The 19,139-nt window shown below is 46.1% G+C and carries 13 protein-coding genes; 11 read left to right on the plus strand and 2 right to left on the minus strand.

What is annotated here, in order from left to right:
• Positions 1-66: 66 nt before the first annotated feature.
• The 4 genes from rbr to htpG all read left to right on the plus strand — a co-directional run bounded on the left by rbr (position 67) and on the right by htpG (position 5,655).
• Positions 67-666 (plus strand): rubrerythrin, encoded by a 600-nt coding sequence (gene rbr / locus FYJ53_RS01315; RefSeq protein ID WP_013382441.1) that lies wholly within the window; start codon positions 67-69, stop codon positions 664-666.
• Between the two features lie 120 nt (positions 667-786).
• Positions 787-1,443 carry a transaldolase family protein gene (locus FYJ53_RS01320; protein WP_090413918.1) on the plus strand — a complete coding sequence of 219 codons (657 nt, stop codon included), beginning with the start codon at positions 787-789 and terminating at the stop codon, positions 1,441-1,443.
• A 130-nt stretch (positions 1,444-1,573) separates the two neighbouring features.
• On the plus strand, positions 1,574-3,466 hold the full coding sequence (locus FYJ53_RS01325) for a GDSL-type esterase/lipase family protein (protein ID WP_148429174.1): 1,893 nt from the start codon (positions 1,574-1,576) through the stop codon (positions 3,464-3,466).
• Between the two features lie 278 nt (positions 3,467-3,744).
• Positions 3,745-5,655, plus strand: coding sequence for a molecular chaperone HtpG (gene htpG, locus FYJ53_RS01330; protein ID WP_148429175.1), 1,911 nt, complete (start codon positions 3,745-3,747; stop codon positions 5,653-5,655).
• A gap of 75 nt (positions 5,656-5,730) precedes the next feature.
• On the opposite strand, the gene FYJ53_RS01335 is transcribed toward htpG, so the two are convergent.
• Entirely contained in the window at positions 5,731-6,411 is a 681-nt protein-coding gene (locus FYJ53_RS01335; protein WP_013382436.1) for a TetR/AcrR family transcriptional regulator, read from the minus strand.
• Positions 6,412-6,610: 199 nt separating this feature from the next.
• On the opposite strand from FYJ53_RS01335, the gene FYJ53_RS01340 reads away from it, so the two are divergent.
• From FYJ53_RS01340 to FYJ53_RS21080, 6 genes are read left to right on the plus strand one after another with little or no spacing between them, the layout of a single operon-like run.
• Positions 6,611-7,768, plus strand: a complete 1,158-nt coding sequence (locus FYJ53_RS01340; RefSeq protein ID WP_013382435.1) for a uroporphyrinogen decarboxylase family protein — start codon at positions 6,611-6,613, stop codon at positions 7,766-7,768.
• Between the two features lie 11 nt (positions 7,769-7,779).
• The gene (locus FYJ53_RS21075; protein ID WP_013382434.1) at positions 7,780-7,926 is read left to right on the plus strand and encodes a hypothetical protein; all 147 of its coding nucleotides are present in this window, start codon (positions 7,780-7,782) and stop codon (positions 7,924-7,926) included.
• Between the two features lie 46 nt (positions 7,927-7,972).
• Positions 7,973-9,340, plus strand: a complete 1,368-nt coding sequence (locus FYJ53_RS01345; RefSeq protein WP_013382433.1) for an MFS transporter — start codon at positions 7,973-7,975, stop codon at positions 9,338-9,340.
• A gap of 47 nt (positions 9,341-9,387) precedes the next feature.
• Positions 9,388-10,725, plus strand: coding sequence for an APC family permease (locus tag FYJ53_RS01350; RefSeq protein ID WP_148429179.1), 1,338 nt, complete (start codon positions 9,388-9,390; stop codon positions 10,723-10,725).
• Between the two features lies 1 nt (position 10,726).
• Positions 10,727-11,878, plus strand: a complete 1,152-nt coding sequence (locus FYJ53_RS01355; RefSeq protein WP_090413906.1) for a uroporphyrinogen decarboxylase family protein — start codon at positions 10,727-10,729, stop codon at positions 11,876-11,878.
• A gap of 10 nt (positions 11,879-11,888) precedes the next feature.
• A complete protein-coding gene (locus tag FYJ53_RS21080; RefSeq protein ID WP_013382430.1) occupies positions 11,889-12,035 on the plus strand; it encodes a hypothetical protein in 147 nt (48 codons plus the stop codon).
• Positions 12,036-12,079: 44 nt separating this feature from the next.
• Here FYJ53_RS21080 and FYJ53_RS01360 read toward each other — a convergent pair whose 3' ends face one another.
• The gene (locus FYJ53_RS01360) at positions 12,080-14,737 is read right to left on the minus strand and encodes a cation-translocating P-type ATPase (RefSeq protein WP_148429181.1); all 2,658 of its coding nucleotides are present in this window, start codon (positions 14,735-14,737) and stop codon (positions 12,080-12,082) included.
• Between the two features lie 704 nt (positions 14,738-15,441).
• Between FYJ53_RS01360 and FYJ53_RS01365 the strand changes: the two genes are divergently transcribed.
• Positions 15,442-19,125, plus strand: coding sequence for a DNA-directed RNA polymerase subunit beta (locus FYJ53_RS01365; RefSeq protein ID WP_050814121.1), 3,684 nt, complete (start codon positions 15,442-15,444; stop codon positions 19,123-19,125).
• Positions 19,126-19,139 lie beyond the last annotated feature (14 nt).

Genomic DNA, 19,139 nt, shown 5'->3' on the forward strand with positions numbered 1-19,139 from the left:
TTTATTCCTCTGGAATAAGTGTATAAATACTAACAGAACGTCTTGTTTCAAGGAGGAATAAACAAAATGGGTAAATTAAAAGGAACGAAAACACTGGAAAATCTGATGAAGGCATTTGCAGGTGAAAGCCAGGCACGCAACCGCTATACTTTTTTTGCGTCAAAAGCTAAAAAGGAAGGCTATATTCAGATCCAGAACATTTTCCTGGAAACAGCAGCCAATGAAAAAGAACATGCAGAAATGTTCTACAAATACATCGTGGAAAATGAAGGTCTGGACGGCGAAGCCATGATGGTTGGTTTTACTGCGGAATATCCTGTCAGCCTGAGCGACGACACCCGCACCAATCTGATCAACGCCGCAGCCGGCGAACGTGAAGAATGGAGCGACCTGTACAATAACTTTGGAAAAACCGCTGAAGAAGAAGGCTTTAAAGACATTGCGGCTACCTTCAAATATATTGTAGAGGTTGAAAAGGCCCACGAAGCCCGCTATTTAAAATTAGCTGAAAACATTGAAAAGGAACGTGTCTTCAAACGCTCAGAATCCGTTAAATGGAAATGCGGCAACTGCGGCTATATCAGTGAAGGCAAGGAAGCACCAAAGGTATGCCCGGCCTGCAAGCACGGCAGAGAATACTTTGAATTGTTTGTGGAAGCTTATTAAAAAATCATTTGGGACGAAAAAGGCTCCGGAGATCAGAAAAACTGACTCCGGAGCTTTTTTTGAAAAATTTTAAGACAGTTTTGTTATAATCGTTGGACAAAATAAAGGGAGGAATAAAAAATGTTTTTAGATACAGCTAATATTGAGGAAATCAGAAAGGCTATGAAAACCGGTGTTTTTAAAGGTGTTACCACCAATCCGACCATTCTTCTTAACGAGCGGACCCCCAGAGCGGAAAAGGTGCGCGAAATTCTGGAGGAAGGAGTGCCTTTTATCTATGTGCAGACCATCGGCGAAACAGTAGAGGAGCGTCTGGAGGACTGTGAGACCATTCTGGCTCTTGACGGCGAGGGGCGAATCGGCCTTAAAATACCAATGGACATCGCAGGACTGGAGGTGGTAAAGCAGATACGCGAAAAATATCCAGACTGTAAGATTCTGGGAACAGCCGTTTACTCTGCGGATCAGGGGATATTTGCTGCGCTGGCAGGCTGTAACAGTATTGCGCCTTATATTAACCGCATGTCCAACAATGACCTGGACCCTTACAAAGCCGTTTCCATCATCCGCGATTTTATTGATGAGCGTCAGCTGAACTGTGAGATTCTCGGCGCAAGCTTTAAGAATACCAATCAGGTTATACAGACCCTGGCCTCCGGCGCCCATTCAGTCACCATCCCTTATAATATCTTTGAAAAGATGATGAACAAAGAGCTGGCAGTTTCGGCCATCGAAACTTTTAACAGGCATGGCGAGATGCTGAAGGAAAAATACTAAATCAATGCTGCAGCACCGTAGAGGTGCTGTTTTTTTGTCATTCAGGCGGCCAGACATGTTATTTAAGCGGTGCAAGACTTTGGTGTTCTCTCCTGTGCTATAATGGAAAAAACATTTACAGGAGAGGGAAATGAAGATTAAGAAAATTTTAGCCGGATTAATGGCCATGACGCTTTTGATGACAGGCTCCATGGGAGGTACTGGAATCGGGAGCGTCTTTGCAGAAACAGCAGAAGCTGGCGGTCTTATCGAGAGCTATAAATGCGGGACGCCAGAAGCTTACCCTGTAGCCTTTTTAGTGTTGGATGAAAATGAAGCGCAGCTTGGAGACGGCATATCGCCAGCGGTTGATGAGGAAATTACCGGGACTGTTTTTGTACCAAAGTCAGTGACGGATTATGGCGATTTTGAGGAGGTCAGGGTTTACGCGGTGAAAGCCATTGGCGATTATGCCTTTAGCGGGTGCGGTAGTCTTGAAAAAGTACAGTTTGAGGGCGAGGTTGCGCTTTCATCCCATGCTTTTGACGGCCTGCCTGAGACGACAGTCTTTGAAACCAGCAGCAGGGAGACTAAGAAGGCGCTGCTACATTATGGAATAGAACCCAGCCGCATACACTACACCGGAGTGAGGACAAATTATGTGGCCTTTGGCGACAGCATTGCCGCAGGGTACGCACTGCCGGGGTACAAACACGGTACGCCGAATGATGACCGTTTTCCAACGCCAGAGGGAGCCTTTGTCAGGAATCTGGGGGAAATGCTGAACGCCCAGGAGGGGCTGGCTCTTACCTCCAATCAGGCTGTATCCGGCTGGACCAGTGAACAGCTGCTGAAGGCTCTGCAAAGCGGAGAGTATGCTGGACTGCTGAAGGACGCCGATGTGGTAACCGTAACCATTGGGTCAAACGATCTTTTGGGCCCTTTCATTAAAATTGTAGAGGAAGCCATTGACGATAATTTCAGTAAAAAGGTCAGCGAGCTGGAGTTCCTGTCTGCCGAGGCGGCGGAAGGCCGGAGCAGTGACGCGTGGTTAAGGGAAAGGCAGAATAGTCTGGTCACTGAGATTGCCAATACCCTCAGCCAGCTCAATGAAACATTAAAGGATAACCCTGAGCTGCTGGCAGGCTGTGAGAATTTTAGAGAAAAGACTCAGCCGGCGATTTTGAACACGCTGCATGAGCAGGCTCCAGAGGCTGAAATTTACTGGAACACATTGTATAATCCTTTTTATGGAGAAAAAGTTGATCTGAGCCAGCTTTTTCCAGAGCTTGCGAGGCAGCTTCCCATGATCTTTAAGCAGTTTGAAGCCATTGACCTGAGCGCCGATGGCGCTTACTATATTGAAAAAATGAATCAGGCTTTTCTTCAAAATACAGAGGGCTACCATTCTGTTGACATCTATGAGGAATTTAACCATCCTGACCTGACCAATGTTGAAATAAAAAATATTGACGGAAAACTGTGCCTGAATTTTGATCCCCACCCAAATCTGGAAGGACACCAGTTAATCACAGACCTTTATACTCCTGTTATCCAGAAAACCTACACCTCTGATGACCCAGCGCCAGATCTTTCAGCGGAAAAGGCGATCACAGGGTTTAAGCTTGGCGAAAACGCAGGAACAATTGATAAGGATGTGTATAAGATTACTGTAAAGGTTCCATGGAATACGGACCTGAGCCGGCAGACTGCTGTGTTTGAGGCCAGTGAAGGCGCAGAGGTCCGAGTCGGTGAAGCCCTTCAGATAAGCGGCCATACCGTCAATGATTTTACCGAACCGGTGGACTACACAGTTATCGCAGAGGATTTAACAAGTCAGATATATGAAGTAACTGTAGAGATGGAGAATCTGGCAGCGGTCACTGAGGCTGGTGCCGGTACCTTAAACAGAGATGGGGGCGGCAGTGTGAAAACCGGGATGGCTGGAAGCCATAACGCCGCAGCCATTTTTACAGTGCTGTTCATCTTGTTGGCTGGAGGCATAGGGTATATGTGGTGCATAAAAGGATACGGTAAAAAATAGATATAACAAAAAGCAGGGGCGTCAGAAGAGGTGCCGGCAGCCTTTCAATCCGATGCTTCGGAAAGGGAAGGAAATCCCTGTTAAGTTTTTATAAAGGTACCGGCAGTAACAGAGACTGCCCAAAAACGGGAGAAAATCCTGAGAACTAAAATTGTCATTAAGATTATTTAAATTTTTCTTCAAAAGATCTTGATTTTTTTATCAGAATGATCTATAGTATTGTTAGCACTCGAAGATAACGAGTGCTAACAATAACGAAACGAAAGTGAGTGGAGATTATGGCTAAAAAGCAATTCCAGGCAGAATCCAAACGCCTGCTGGATTTAATGATTCATTCGATTTATACAAACAAAGAGATTTTTTTAAGAGAGATCATCTCAAACGCAAGCGACGCGATTGACAAGCGTTACTTTAAAAATATGTCGGAGGGTGGCAGCGGCCTTTCAAGGGAAGACTACGCGATTCACATTATTCCGGATAAGGAAGCAAGAACGCTGACCATCACCGATAATGGTATCGGGATGACCCAGGAAGAGCTGGAAGAAAACCTTGGTATTATCGCCAACAGCGGCTCTCTGGAATTTAAGTCTGAACATGAAGCTCAGGAAGATATTGATATCATCGGCCAGTTTGGTGTCGGATTCTATTCTGCCTTTATGGTCAGCAAGGACATCAAGGTCCGGACAAAGGCAGACGGCAGCGATGTGGCTTATGAATGGGAATCCGAAGGCGCGGAAGGCTACACCATTGAAACATGTGATAAAGATGAGGTCGGGACTGAAATCATCCTGACACTTATGGACGATACAGAGGATGAAAAATACAGCCAGTACCTGGAAGAATACCGTCTCAGAGAACTGATCAAGCGCTATTCCGACTATATCCGCTACCCTATTAAAATGGAAGTGGAAAAGAGTACCCTGGTAGAAGCCTCAGAGGAAGAGAAAGCCAAAGAAGATTACGAACCACAGTATGATACCTACCTGGAAGAAGAAACCCTCAACAGCATGGTGCCGCTGTGGAAAAAGAATAAAAGTGAAGTCACTGATGAGGACTATAATAATTTCTACAAGGAAAAATACTATGACTATACCGATCCTGCCAAGGTTATCGCAACCCATGTAGAAGGGGTGTGTACCTATGATGCGCTGCTGTTCATCCCATCGAATGTTCCGTATAATTATTTTTCAAAGGAATTTAAAAAAGGCCTGCAGCTGTACTCCAGCGGCGTGCTGATTATGGACAAATGTGAGGATCTGCTGCCAGACTATTTTGGTTTTGTCAGAGGTTTGGTCGATTCACAGGATCTGTCACTGAACATTTCCAGAGAAATGCTTCAACAGGATCGTCAGGTCATGGCCATTGCTCAGCGTATTGAAAAGAAAATCACCTCTGAGCTTATGGACATGCAGAAAAAAGATCGTGAAAAATATGATGAATTCTATAAAAACTTCGGCCTGCCACTCAAATTTGGTATGTACGAAAATTACGGCATGAACGCCGATAAGCTCAAAGATCTGGTTATGTTCTACAGCTCCAGCGAAAAGAAAGCAGTCACCTTTGCCGAGTACGTGGGCAGAATGAAGGAAGACCAGAAATATATCTACTATGCCTGCGGTGATTCCATTGAAAAGATTGGAAAAATGCCGCAGATCGAGATGCTCTTAGACCAGGGCTATGAAGTGCTTTACTGTACTGATGACGTGGACGAATTTGCGCTTAAGAGCCTCATGAAATATGATGAAAAAGAATTCCGTTCCGCTTCCGATGATGATCTGGGTATCGAACAGTCCGAAGAGGCTAAAAAAGAATCCGAAGCCAAAAATGAAGAAAATAAAGATTTAATGACCGCCATCAAGGATGCTCTGGACGGTAAGGTAAATGCTGTTAAACTGTCCACGAGACTGAAAAGTCATCCGGTATGCTTCTCGACAGAGGGAATATCATTAGAAATGGAAAAGGTCTTAAACGCACAGCCCATGGGCGGTGACGTCAAAGCCGACAAGGTTCTCGAAATCAATGGAAGCCATCCGGTGTTTGATGCCTTGAAAAAAGCTTATGAGGACAAAAACAACGATAAGCTGAAAAAATACGCCAACCTGCTTTATGACCAGGCTATGCTTATTGAGGGCATGACCATTGAGGATCCGGTAGAGTTTGCGAGATCTATTTGTGAGCTGATGGTGTAACGCTGATCAGGAAAAATAATAATTTAAAAGCCCCATTCTTGTAGAGAATGGGGCTTTTGTATTTTTTGAAAAAGGTTATGGCACTTCATCGAGAGAATGAAAGTCATCTTCAAAATGAATGTTGTCAAGATCGATATAGCGCATAAGCTTATTACAGTGCTTTATATTCTCATCAACAATCTCAGGAGTAACACCAGCCAACCGGACAGAAATAGTTGATAAAAAGTCGGTAAATTCTATGGAAATTTCTTTGTTGGGGGAATTGTAGATATCCTGATAAAGGGCTTTTCGGGCGCCGTATTCAGCAATGGTCAGTTTTCTGAACATTTTTGGCTGTATGTCGAGATCAAACTCCAGAATAATGGCAGACATGGAGCTGCGAATATAATCATGCGTAGCATCAAGATAAAGCTCTTTTTCACGGAGAAGACTGTACAGTTCTGAGGCCGCGGGGGCCTCAAAAATTTTAATGAAAAAAATACGATTGAATAATATGTGCATTTGAAACTGGTTCTCAATCATAAAGCCAAGCTTTTTGTTTAAAAAACGACGGATATAAAGAATGAAATCGTGAAATATCTGACCGACAATTTCTTCTTTTTTAAAATAATAATTCACCAGGCCAACTGAAACGCCAGCTTTTTCAGCGATTAACGCAATGGTTGTTTTACGGTAGCCTAGTTCCAGGAAAAGTGCCTTTGCCGTATATAAAATATTTTCTCTTTGTCCCTCATCTGTATTTTTGTATGTATCCATTGACCATCCTCTAAAATGCTTTGTGGTTATTCATTATACTATATTATTTTCAAAAGTACACGTGAAATTTGGCATTAATCAATATTTAAAATAGTAAAAAAATAAATTAAACAAAAAAACATTGACAAGAAAACGAGTTCATTGTATCATACTGAATATAGAATTGAATATTCAGTTTAAAATTCAGTCAGGAGGGGACATGATGAATAAAAACGTGGATCAGTTGTATGAAGAAAGGGAAAAGAGGTATATTCAGGCTGTTGATTTGGAGCAGCCGGACAGGGTTCCTCATGAAACAAGGTTTGGTGAGTACTGGGCCATTAATTACGCGGGCTATCCTATCAAGGGGAGCGCGGTAGATCCAAAGATAATGGGAGAGGCAATGGAGAAAATTGCTCAGGATTTTGCGACAGATACATGCCCATCTTTGTTTTCAAGAAATCCTTTGTTTTACAAATCATTAAAATCAATTAATTTTACTGAAAGTAAAACTGGGATAATGCAGCATCCGGAAGTCAGCTGTATGGATCGTTCAGAGTATGATGCTTTTATTAAAAACCCATTTGGGTTTATTGTGGACAAGGTTTTGCCGAGAGTCTACAAAGCTTTGGATTCGGAGGGAGCTGGTTATGGGATGTCGCTTGTCCGGGCGATGAATATACAGACTGACATGACCACCCCGATTTTAATGGAGGCAGGACGTGTCAGTAAGAAATATGGTCTGCCTCTGACAGGTGCAGGACTGGTTGAAGCGCCGATGGACTATATTTCGGATATGATTCGCGGATTTTCAGAAATTACAATGGATATTCGGAGATGTCCGGAAAAAGTTGCGGCAGCAGCAGAAGCTGTATTACCACTGATGGACCGATTAGCAGCCCAGCTGCCTGCGGTAAAGGGGAAACTCATTAGCATTCCACTTCATATGCCTGTTTTTATGCGTGAAAAAGATTTTGCAAAACTTTGGTGGCCGACTTTTAAAGAAATGGTAGAGCGTATGGCGGCAAGAGGGCAGTATATGCGCATTTATTTTGAAGGTGACTGGACACGCTATTATGACTATCTTCAGGATCTTCCAAAGGGACACATTCTAGGCGCCTTTGAATATATGGATCCGCAGCTGGCTAAAGACAAGCTGGGTAAGACCATGTGTATTACTGCCGGTTATGATGTGTCATTGCTTCAGTATGGTACAAAAGAAAAAGTTATTGATGAAGCAAAAAAATTGATGGATGTTCTGGCGCCGGGCGGAGGCTATATATTTACTGTTGCTAAAGGGATTACCTATCCAAACGACGGAACGCCGGAAAATGTAAGGGCGCTGTATGAATTTGTAGAATCCTACGGGAAATATTAGGAGGGAAGGCAATGGAAGAAAATACAAAATATCTGGCAACATGGAAAGAATACTGTGAACAAAATGAAATTGATTATGAGGAAAACAGCTATCTTGAACCTTACTGGCAGGTAGCCCAGGAGAAGCTGTTTGGATTTGTCATCAAACTGTTAATATGAACAAACGGATTTTATACGCTATGATAGGCAAAATAAGGAGATCGAGATGAAAAAATTAAGTAATTACATAAAATTTTCATATGGCTTTGCAGATTTATGTTTTATTTTTATGGTTACATTTTCAAATACATATTATCTGGTTTTTTTTACAGAGGTATTGAAAATCTCTCCAGTTCAGGCGGGGGTTATTATGACCTTTGGCCGTATTTTGGACACGATCAGTGTTCCGATACTCGGACCGATCATTGAGAAAAGCAATTTTAAATGGGGACGCTACCGTTCATGGATACTCATTGGTTCGTTCTTTATACTTCTTTTCAACACAATTATGTGCGCAAACCTAACAGGACTCCCAGAGGGCGCCTACATTGTGCTCTATACAATTTTCTATGCGGCATTCTGTATTGCCACGAATGTTTCATACATTGGCTACACATCCTTAAATTCGACGCTGACTGTTGATGCGGCGGAGCGTGTGCAACTCTCCACCTTCCGTGGACAGGGAAACTCTATTGGCAAAATTCTGGCTGGCTGGTGTTTACTGCCTTTAATCTATCTGGTTGCCGGCGCTCAGGAAATGACGGTACAGGGATTTTTTATCACGGCTTTGCTATTAGGGCTTCTGACAGTTTTAGGATATGGAAACCTTTTTGCAGCCACAAAAGACTACAAGGATTCAGGCGTTACTGTCAAGGGTGGTAAGGCCGAAAAAGTTACAGTTGCACAGATGTTTAAACAGGTGGTAACAAACCGTCCGCTTTTGGCGATTTTAGTCGCAGATGTGTGCAGAGTATTAACGACCTTGCTGATTGTTGCAATGTTCCCTTATTTTTATATCTATGTTGTCAAAAATCCGGATATCATTCCAACATTTTTCGGCTTGACCAGTATTCTCATGCTTATTGGGTCAACGCTTGTACCATTTATTACCAAAAAGCTGACTAAAAAACAAACCTATATTTTAGGAATGGTCTGGATTTGTGCAGCGTTGGTGCTCATGTTCTTTAATGCCAGCAATGCGACGCTTGTTTTGGTTATTGCCTGTATTGGTTACGTGGGGGTCGCATTCCCGAATGTTGTCAATACAGCCATGTATGCAGATATCACTGATTACAGCGAATGGAAAACAGGCTATAATGCCAGAGCAGTTATATTCAGTGTTTACCAGCTTTCCATAAAAATTGCGGCGGTATTTTCAACGAGCGTAGCAGCCTTTGGTCTTGGGCTCATCGGACTTCAAAGCGGGGTTGAGCCAACACCAGAAGTAATAGAAGGTATAAAATCACTGGCAATGTTTTTCCCGGCAGGCGTCAGCCTTGTCGCTGTGATTGCGATGCTGTTTTATAACGTCAATGAAAGAAAATTACCAGAATTGCGCGCTGAAATCGCGGAAAGAAAGGTAGCTGACAATTAAAGATTGAGGCAGCGAGTCAACAGACTTATCTGCCGGGAGGTTACCAGATGAAAAAAGACAACAGGCTTTCTTTTTTCGAAACACTTACGATGGCAACCGGTTTTACAATAGGATCAGGAATTATTACGCTGACAGGTATCGGCATTGGAATGACCGGCAGGAGCGTTTTTGTAGCATTTGCAGTGTGTGCTGTCCTGTTTCTGATCTCTTTTCGGCCTCTCTTTATTATGAGCAGCGTTCTTCCCAGAATGAGCGCTGCGTACAGCTACTCTAAAGAGCTGATTACAAAAGAGGCAGGCGGCTTATATGTATATACTTACTTCTTTGGACGGATCACGATTGCGATTTTTGGCATATCCATTGCGCAGTATCTGGCAAGCCTGATCCCAGCGCTTAACAATCCGGTAGGAATGAAGGTGGTGGCGGCAGGTGTCTTAACGTTGTTTTATATCATCAATCTTTTTGGCATAAAAAATGCAGCGATTGTGCAGAATGTTCTCTTTGTCATTTTGGTATTCAGTCTGCTTTCCTTTGTTATTTTTGGCATTGGAAAGGTGGAATCTAACTTTTTTGAACAAAGAGCATTCTTTGTAAATGGATTCGGTGGTTTTTACTCTGCAGTTTCACTTTTATTCTTCGCTGTTGGGGGTGCATATATCATCACGGATTTTGCACCGAAGATCAGAAATCCTGAAAAGGTGATGATGAAGGTTATCTATATCGTTACCATTGGTGTGACGATATTGTATATGTTCATTGGTATTGTGGCAAGCGGTGTGATTCCGCAGGCTGAAGCAGCATATCAATCCCTGGTTGTCACGGCCCGTATCGTATATCCCAGTAATTTGCTTTTCAGCATTTTCATCGTTGGTGGAGCGCTGGGAGCGTTAATCACCACTTTAAATTCAAGCTTTGTGTGGTATTCGAGCTCTTTAATTCAGGCCTGCAAGGATGGCTGGCTGCCAAAGGCCTGGGGAAAAACAAATAAATACGAGGTTCCCTATATTCTGACGACCATTTTCTATATTCTGGGGCTCGTCCCAGCGCTTTTAGGGATGGATTTAACAGTGGTTTCTAAAATTGCGGTTGGTATGACCATTTTGTCAATATTGATCCCGATGGCGGGAATTTTGAAATTACCGGAGAAATATCCAGAAGAATGGAAGCAAAGCGTTTATTCGAAACGTTATCCCAAATGGCGTCTCAGGGTAATGGTGGTCATTACATACCTCATTATGTCCACCCAGGTGTATGCTCTGTTTGCCGGGAATCCGGCAACGGTAAATATCGTAATACTGCTTTATATTTTAGGAACAGGTTTATATTTATTTTTTAAATCAAAATACAAGACACTAAAAACAGAAGGCGAAGGAGAAAAAGATTAGTATGGAAATAAACAAAAACACAGTTGAAAGAAATCAGCTTTATACCGATGTGCGTTCAGGAAAAATTCCCAAGCGTGTGCCCATTAATCTGAACATGGACGCAGCCGCTGCTCTGGAGTATGCAGGCTACAATCTGAATATTCACCAGTTTGATATTAATTATCTGATAAAGGCTATGGAACGTGTCGCGGAGGATTTTGAAAGCGATAATCTTGGTGTCACAACAGTACGGTTCCCGCATTTTTATAAGCTTCTGGGCGCAAGGCATTTTCAGATGGGGAGCGATGGCTTTTTACAGCATCCGGAAATTTCTGTGATGGAGCCTGGGGAATATGACGCATTGATCGAAGCGCCCTACAAATTCCTATGGGATGAGATTATCCCAAGACTGTATAAAGAGCTCGATAAGCCGTGGCCGGAATCCTCCATGTCTCTGGCAAAAGGTTTTTCAAGCTTTTATGGAACAATGGGGAAAATCGGTGCAGCTAAAAATGAAATCTGTCTGAAATATGGTAAATCAAATCTGGGCGGCGCTTTTGCACAAACAGATGCGCCCATGGATTTTATCGCAGACCTGCTCCGGTCCTTTACGGGCATGTCCATGGATATTCGAAGGAATCCGGAAAAAGTTGAAGCGGCCTGTGAAGCGGTCCTCCCATTGATGATCAAGGCAGGGGCCAAGGGAACGCCTGAAGTGCGCGGCGCCTGTATGATCCCGCTCCATATGGCAACCTATATTAAAAAGAAGGATTTTGAGCGCTTCTACTGGCCAACCTTTAAAAAGCTGGTTGAGGAGCTGGTTAAAACCAATACGGCAGTCTCAATTTTTATGGAAAATGATTTTACGCGCTACCTGGACTATATGCAGGAGCTTCCGGAGGGATGCCAGTTGATGGCAGAGTTTGGTGATCCCAAGGTTTTCAAGGAAAAACTCGGTTCAAAATTTGTCCTCACGGGTTTTTATCCTCTGTCGCTGCTTAAGGCAGGTACATTGCAGCAGGTGAAAGATAAGGCCAAGGAAATAATTGATGTGCTGGCTCCAGGCGGAAATTATATTTTCAGCTTAGACAAATCACTGCTTCGGGCAAATGACGCGGATATAAATCTGTATAAAGAATTATTGAATTTTGTTAAAGAATACGGCGTCTATTAAGGAGAAAATAATGAATATTAATTCCGAATATTATAATGATTATGAAGCGAACATTGAAAAATATGAGATTCCCAAGGAAGCAATTCCATATGCCATTGAGGCATTTCAGGGAAATGAAGAGATGATCTTCAGCTTTGCAATGTTTTTGCTGATGTAGCAAAAAATCCCGGTTTTCTTTTGAAAACCGGGATTTTTAAATGCTTAATCGTCCGAAAGCGTGGCTTTGCCAGTCACGACACTGCCGTGCTGCCGGTCAGTAATCACTTTAACAATCTGAATGATCAGGGTAGGCAGGAATGCCAGCAGGATGATCTGGCCGATCTGAGTCATGGTGAGCGGCGCTACAAGGAACAGGGTGTTAAGGCCTGGTATAAAAAGCACCGCTGCGAGAAGCAGGACGCCGCCAAAGAAGGCCATGAGTGAATATTTGTTAGTTCCGAACTTCAGCCGGAAAATGGACTCATCACCACGGCAGTTAAAACCGTGGAAAAGACGGGCCAGGGTCAGGGTTGCAAAGGCCATGGTGCTGGCCAGCATGGCGCTGCCGGTCTGATGTCCAAGGTAAAAGGCTGCCATAGTGGCAACAGCGATCAGCAGGCCCTGAGAGACAATGCGCTTGAGCAGGCTGCCGTTTAAAATCGGTTCCTTAGGATTGCGGGGCGGCTGGTTCAAAAGTCCGCGGCGTGAGGGCTCCATGCCAATGGCGATGGCGGGCAGGCTGTCAGTCAGCAGGTTTATGAACAGCAGATGCACCGGGGCAAAAGGGACAGGAAAAGCCATCAGTGAGGCGTATAGCACACAGAGGATACCCGCAGTGTTGCCTGAGAGCAAAAACTGAATGGCGTTTTTAATATTGGCATAGATATTACGCCCGTTGATAACAGCCTTGACGATGGTGGCAAAGTTATCGTCAGTCAGGATCATGGATGCTGCGTCCTTGCTGACCTCGGTGCCGGTAATGCCCATCGCCACGCCAATGTCGGCTTTTTTGAGGGCTGGAGCATCGTTGACGCCATCACCGGTCATGGAGACAATCCGTCCCTGGCGCTGCCAGGCGTCGACGATGCGGATTTTATGCTCGGGTGAGACACGGGCATAGACAGAAATGCGGGGAAGCTTTTCGTCCAGCTCGGCATCGGTCATGGCATCGAGCTCAACGCCTTCCACAGCAATGTCACCGTCCTCGAAGATACCGACCTGTCTTGCGATGGCGGTTGCGGTGATCTTGTGGTCCCCGGTGATCATGACAGTGCGGATACCGCCCCGTTTGGCGTCAGCCACAGCCTGGACAGATTCTGGACGCGGCGGGTCGATCATGGAGATCAAACCGACGAACACAAAATCATTTTCATCCTCTATGGACAGATCCCGCACCCCGGGCAGTTCACGGTAAGCGAAGGCCAGAACGCGGAGCCCTTCCTCGGACAGGGAGCGGTTGGTGTTGATGATCTCGCTGCGCTTTTCATCAGTCATTGGCAGGATACCATCGGTGGTGTAAATCCAGTTGGAGCGCTCGAGCATGACATCCAGCGCGCCCTTTGTCAGCAGGGTCGGTACCTTTTCGAGCTCGTGGAGGGTGCTCATGAGCTTGCGGTCAGAGTCAAAGGGCAGCTCACGCAGGCGGGGGTGCTGGCTGCGGTAGGTAGATTCCTCAATGCCGAAGGAATCCCCAATCTGTACCAGAGCTACCTCGGTGGGGTCTCCAATGGAGGTGCCCGCGTTTTCATCTGTGGTGGCGTCGCTTGCCAGCAGAGCGATTTTTAACAGCAGGCGCTGCGCGTCGTTGGTGAGGTCGTAGTCCTTACAGGAGGTGAGCCTGCCATCAGCATAGATTTTCTGGGGGCACATGCGGTTCTGGGTCAGTGTTCCAGTCTTATCTGAGCAGATGACCGAGACAGCGCCGAGGCTTTCGACGGCCTTGAGGTCTTTGATAACCGCGTTCTGTCTGGCCATTTTTTGTGTTCCCATGGCCAGAACGATGGTCACGATGGAGCTGAGCGCCTCAGGAATGGCGGCTACAGCCAGGGCAACCGCGAACATCAGGGAATCCAGTACCGGCATGTGGCTGCGGAAAACGGAGAGCATGAAAACCACCACACAGACGGCCAGAATAATGACAGCCAGTTTTTTGCTGAAATTATCAAGACTGGTCTGAAGCGGCGTTTTCCGCTGTTGTGTCTGGTTCATGAGAGAAGCAATTTTGCCGAGCTCTGTGCCCATGCCCGTGGAGGTGACAACAACGGTTGCCCGTCCATAGGTTACAAGAGAACCGGAGAAAACCATGTTGATCTGGTCGCCGAGGGCTACCTTTTCAGACGGAATGGCATCGGCGGTTTTGTCAACACTTTCGGATTCACCAGTCAGGGAGCTTTCATTGACCTTGAGTGAAAAATTTTCCAGGATACGTCCGTCGGCAACCACCAGGTCGCCGGCCTCCAGCAGCAGAATATCACCGGGGACCACCTCCTGGGAGGGGATCTCAAGGCGCGCTCCGTCGCGGATCACCCGGGCAACGGGCGAGGACATGGCCTTCAGACTCTCAAGGGATTTTTCAGCTTTAACATACTGAACGGTGCCGAGTACGGCGTTTAAAAGTAAAACAGCAAAAATAACAATGGTGCTTTCGCTTTCGCCCGAAAGCAGGGAAATAATGGCGGCAATGGTGAGGATAACCACCAGCAGATCTTTGAACTGCTCCAGAAAAACCACAGCGACGCTTTTTTTCCTGCCCTCTGAAAGCTTGTTGGGGCCAAAGGTTTTGGTCCGGCTTTCAGCCTCGGCAGTGCTGAGGCCCGAGGGCGAGGTGTGCAGCTCGTCCAGTGTTTCCTGCGCAGAACGGTTAAAAAAGGTTTCTGACATTATCGATACTCCTTTGTTAAGATTGTATACACCGGAAGCACCAAAAAAAGACTTCCGGCAGCCCTTTTGCCAGGCTGTCGAAAAGTCTCGTTACCAAAAAAGATAGGCGCACACCGCCAGGTTAAAAACCGTGGTGTTGACGGCGCGTCTTAAACTACTCCCTTTTCAACTGTTAGTGCATTATAGCAGTTTTTGCGGCACTGCGTCAATGGGTGAATGTTAAATTTGTGTTAAATTTAAGATCGCTATGGGAAAGGCTGCGGCAGCGTTTTCTTTAAACGGGCTGCTTAAGGAAATTTCAGACTTACCAATCCAATAAAAAAAGCCTTGACGGCTAAAATTTATTATGATAAGATATTAAATTGCATTAGAAGATAAAATTGTGCTATTTATGTGACCGACAGAAGTCAATAAATAGGAACAAAATTAAAATAGACTTATGGATGGGGCGCGGGTTTGCTGATCAAAGGCAAACCAAATGCTTGATGAATTGAATTCTTAAGCAGGCTGCGCTTTTTCAGGCTGATCAAAGGTTTGAAATTCGTCTTGGTCCATTTTTATTTTTTCGCGACAATTCCCGAAATTGGGGAGGATTACCACTCTATAAATAGTACCACAATTTTGCGACAAAGAAAAGAGCATATACGTAAAAAGTGTATTTTGAAAATGCCGAAATAATTTGCAAGGGGTGATAATGGATGGTTATGGTGCATCCTGTACAATACGGATTAAGAACCAGACAGAGCTTCTCAAAGATTAAAGAAGTCCTTGAGATGCCGAACTTATTAGAAGTACAGCTCGATTCCTACAAATGGTTTATTGAAAAGGGCCTCCAGGAAGTGTTTGACGACATCCACGAAATTACAGATTACACTGGTAATCTGGTGCTGCAGTTCGTGGACTACGCCATTGAGGGAGAACCGAAATACAGCATTGAGGAATGTAAGGAACGGGATCAGACTTACTATGTGCCTTTAAAGGTGCGTGTCCGTTTAATCAATAAAGAAAAGAATGAAGTAAAAGAACAGAAGGTCTATATGGCCGACCTGCACAAAATGACCGATACCGGGACTTTTATCGTCAACGGAGCGGAACGTGTTATCGTCAGCCAGCTGGTACGTTCTCCGGGTGCTTACTACACCCTGACCCGTGATAAGCTTGGTAAAAAGCTCTATTCTGCACAGGTTATCCCGAACCGCGGGGCCTGGCTGGAATACGAATCCGATTCCAACGATATCATGTACGTCAAGATTGACCGTACCCGTAAGCTTCCGATTACAGCGCTGCTGCGCGCCTTTGGTCTGGGCAGCAACGAGGAAATCCTCGAGGTGTTCGGGGATGACTACCGTCTGCTGGAAACCATCAAGAAAGATGAAACCGCAGGCATGAAGGACGAACGTGACGGTCTTCTGGAAATTTACAAGAGACTGCGTCCGGGCGAGCCGCCGACTGTGGAAAGCGCCCAGTCACTGCTGAACTCCATGTTCTTTGACGACCGCCGCTATGATTTAGCCCGCGTCGGCCGCTATAAATACAATAAGAAATTATCTCTGGCTACCCGTATTACCGGGCAGGTCGCCGCCGAGGATGTCATTGATCCTGAAACCGGTGAAGTCCTGGCAGAGGAAGGCCAGATCTTTAAAAAGGACGTTGCATGGCAGATCCAGAATGCCGGAATCAATGTGGTCAATGTCAAGGTCCTGCATCAGGGTGAAGAAAAAATCGTCCGCGTCATCGGTAATGGCTTCGTTGATATTCATACCCAGGATATCCCCTTTGATATCAGCGATCTGGAAATTAAGGAACTGGTTTGCCGCGAAGCGCTCATGCAGATCCTTGATAATGACGAAATGACTGATGAAGAAAAACATGATGAAATTAAGAACCACATGGAACGTCTGGTGCCAAAGCACATTCTTCAGTCCGACCTCTTCGCGACGGTTTCTTATTTTATCGGCATCGACTACGGCATCGGGAATACCGACGATATTGACCACCTTGGCAACCGCCGCCTCCGTTCTGTTGGCGAGCTGCTGCAGAATCAGTTCCGTATCGGCCTTTCCCGTATGGAAAGAGTTGTCCGTGAAAGAATGTCTGTTCAGGATGATGAGATCCTGACGCCACAGGGGTTAATCAATACCCGTCCGGTAAACGCAGCGCTGAAGGAATTCTTCGGGAGCTCCCAGCTGTCACAGTTTATGGACCAGAATAACCCGCTGTCTGAGCTGACACATAAGCGCCGTCTGTCCGCCCTTGGACCTGGCGGTCTCTCCCGTGAGCGCGCCGGCTTCGAAGTCCGTGACGTTCACCACAGCCACTATGGCCGTATGTGCCCGATCGAAACGCCTGAAGGCCCGAACATCGGCCTGATCGGTTCGCTGGCGACCTTCGCGCGTGTCAATGAATATGGCTTTATCGAATCCCCCTACCGCAAGGTCATCGACGGGGTGGTAACTGACGAGATCCACTATCTCTCAGCCGATGAAGAAGGCCAGTACGCCATTGCCCAAGCCAATGAGCCGCTGGATGAAAATAACCGTTTTGTCAATGAACAAATCACCGGTCGTGCCGGCTCAAGCCGTGACTTTGTCACCGTTGCGCCAGACCGCGTCGATTTTATGGATATCTCGCCGAAGCAGGTTGTATCTGTGGCGACTGCCCTTATTCCTTTCCTTGAAAATGATGATGCCAACCGTGCCCTCATGGGCGCCAACATGCAGCGTCAGGCTGTGCCGCTGCTTATTCCAAAGGCGCCGGTTGTCGGGACAGGGATGGAGCACAAGGCCGCTAAGGACTCTGGTGTCTGCGCCATCGCGGGGGAAGCCGGAACCGTTGAGTTTGTGGATGCTGATCATATAAGAATCCGCAGAGACAGCGACGGAAGCCTTGAAAAGCATAAATTATTGAAATTCAAACGCTCCAACCAGGGAACCTGTGTGAATCAGAAGCCGCTGGTTGTCCAGGGACAGCGTGTAAAAGCCGGCGAAATCATCGCCGATGGTCCTTCCACTGAAATGGGCGAGCTGGCCCTTGGCCGTAACGCTCTGATCGGGTTCATGACTTGGGAAGGCTACAATTACGAGGATGCTGTTCTCATCAATGAAAATATGCTGAAAACGGACAAATACACATCCATCCATATTGAAGAGTTTGAATGTGAAGCCCGTGAAACCAAGCTCGGACCAGAGGAAATCACCCGTGATATTCCCAACGTTGGAGAAGACGCTCTGCGAAACCTTGACGAACGCGGGATTGTCTTTGTGGGCGCCGAGGTAAAATCCGAAGATATTTTAGTCGGCAAGGTCACACCAAAGGGTGAAACGGACCTTTCCGCAGAAGAAAAACTGCTGCGCGCCATCTTTGGTGAAAAGGCCCGTGAAATCCGTGATACCTCATTGAAGGTGCCCCACGGTGAAGCTGGCATTGTCGTTGACGTGAAGGTATTCTCAAGAGCCAATAAGGACGAGGACTTAAAACCAGGCGTCAACACCATGGTGCGTGTTTACATTGCGACCAAGCGTAAGATCTCTGTTGGGGATAAAATGGCCGGCCGTCATGGGAACAAAGGGGTTGTCTCCCGCGTTCTTCCTCAGGAAGACATGCCGTTCCTGCCGGACGGTACTCCGCTTGATATCGTGCTGAACCCACTTGGCGTACCTTCCCGTATGAACATTGGACAGGTACTGGAAGTTCATCTGGGGATGGCAGTGAAGGCCCTTGGCTGGCATATCGCCACACCGGTATTTGACCCGGCCAATGAAGAAGACATTGAAGAGCTTCTGGAAAAGGCGGATCTGCCGAGCGATGGTAAGATTAAGCTGTACGACGGCCGCACCGGCGAACCCTTCGATAATCCGGTAACCGTTGGTTATATGTACTACTTAAAACTCCATCATCTTGTTGATGATAAAATGCACGCCCGTTCAACCGGACCTTACTCCTTAGTTACCCAGCAGCCGCTGGGTGGTAAAGCCCAGTTCGGTGGACAGCGTTTCGGGGAAATGGAAGTTTGGGCCCTTGAAGCCTACGGCGCGGCCCATACACTCCAGGAAATCCTGACCATTAAATCCGATGACGTCGTCGGCCGTGTTGCCGCTTACGAAGCCATTGTCAAGGGTGAAAACATTCCGAAACCAGGTATCCCAGAATCTTTCAAGGTACTCATGAAGGAATTCCAGAGTCTGGCCCTGGATGTGCAGATCCTCAATGACGACGAAGTCGTCGAAATTCTGGACGGTGACTTTGCAGACGATCCAGTCGAAGAGCTGGCCAACGAAATCGGCGGTGAACCCGATGCGAACATTGCGACTGAGGATGATTACGCGGGAGCGGATATGATCTCCATCGTCGACGCCGAAGATATCGACAATCCGGATTCATTAATGTAACGGCTGTGTCGTTG

Origin of the sequence: Eubacterium sp. BL-380-WT-2B, assembly GCF_009696115.1 — a bacterium.
Lineage (GTDB): Bacteria > Bacillota > Clostridia > Eubacteriales > Eubacteriaceae > Eubacterium > Eubacterium callanderi.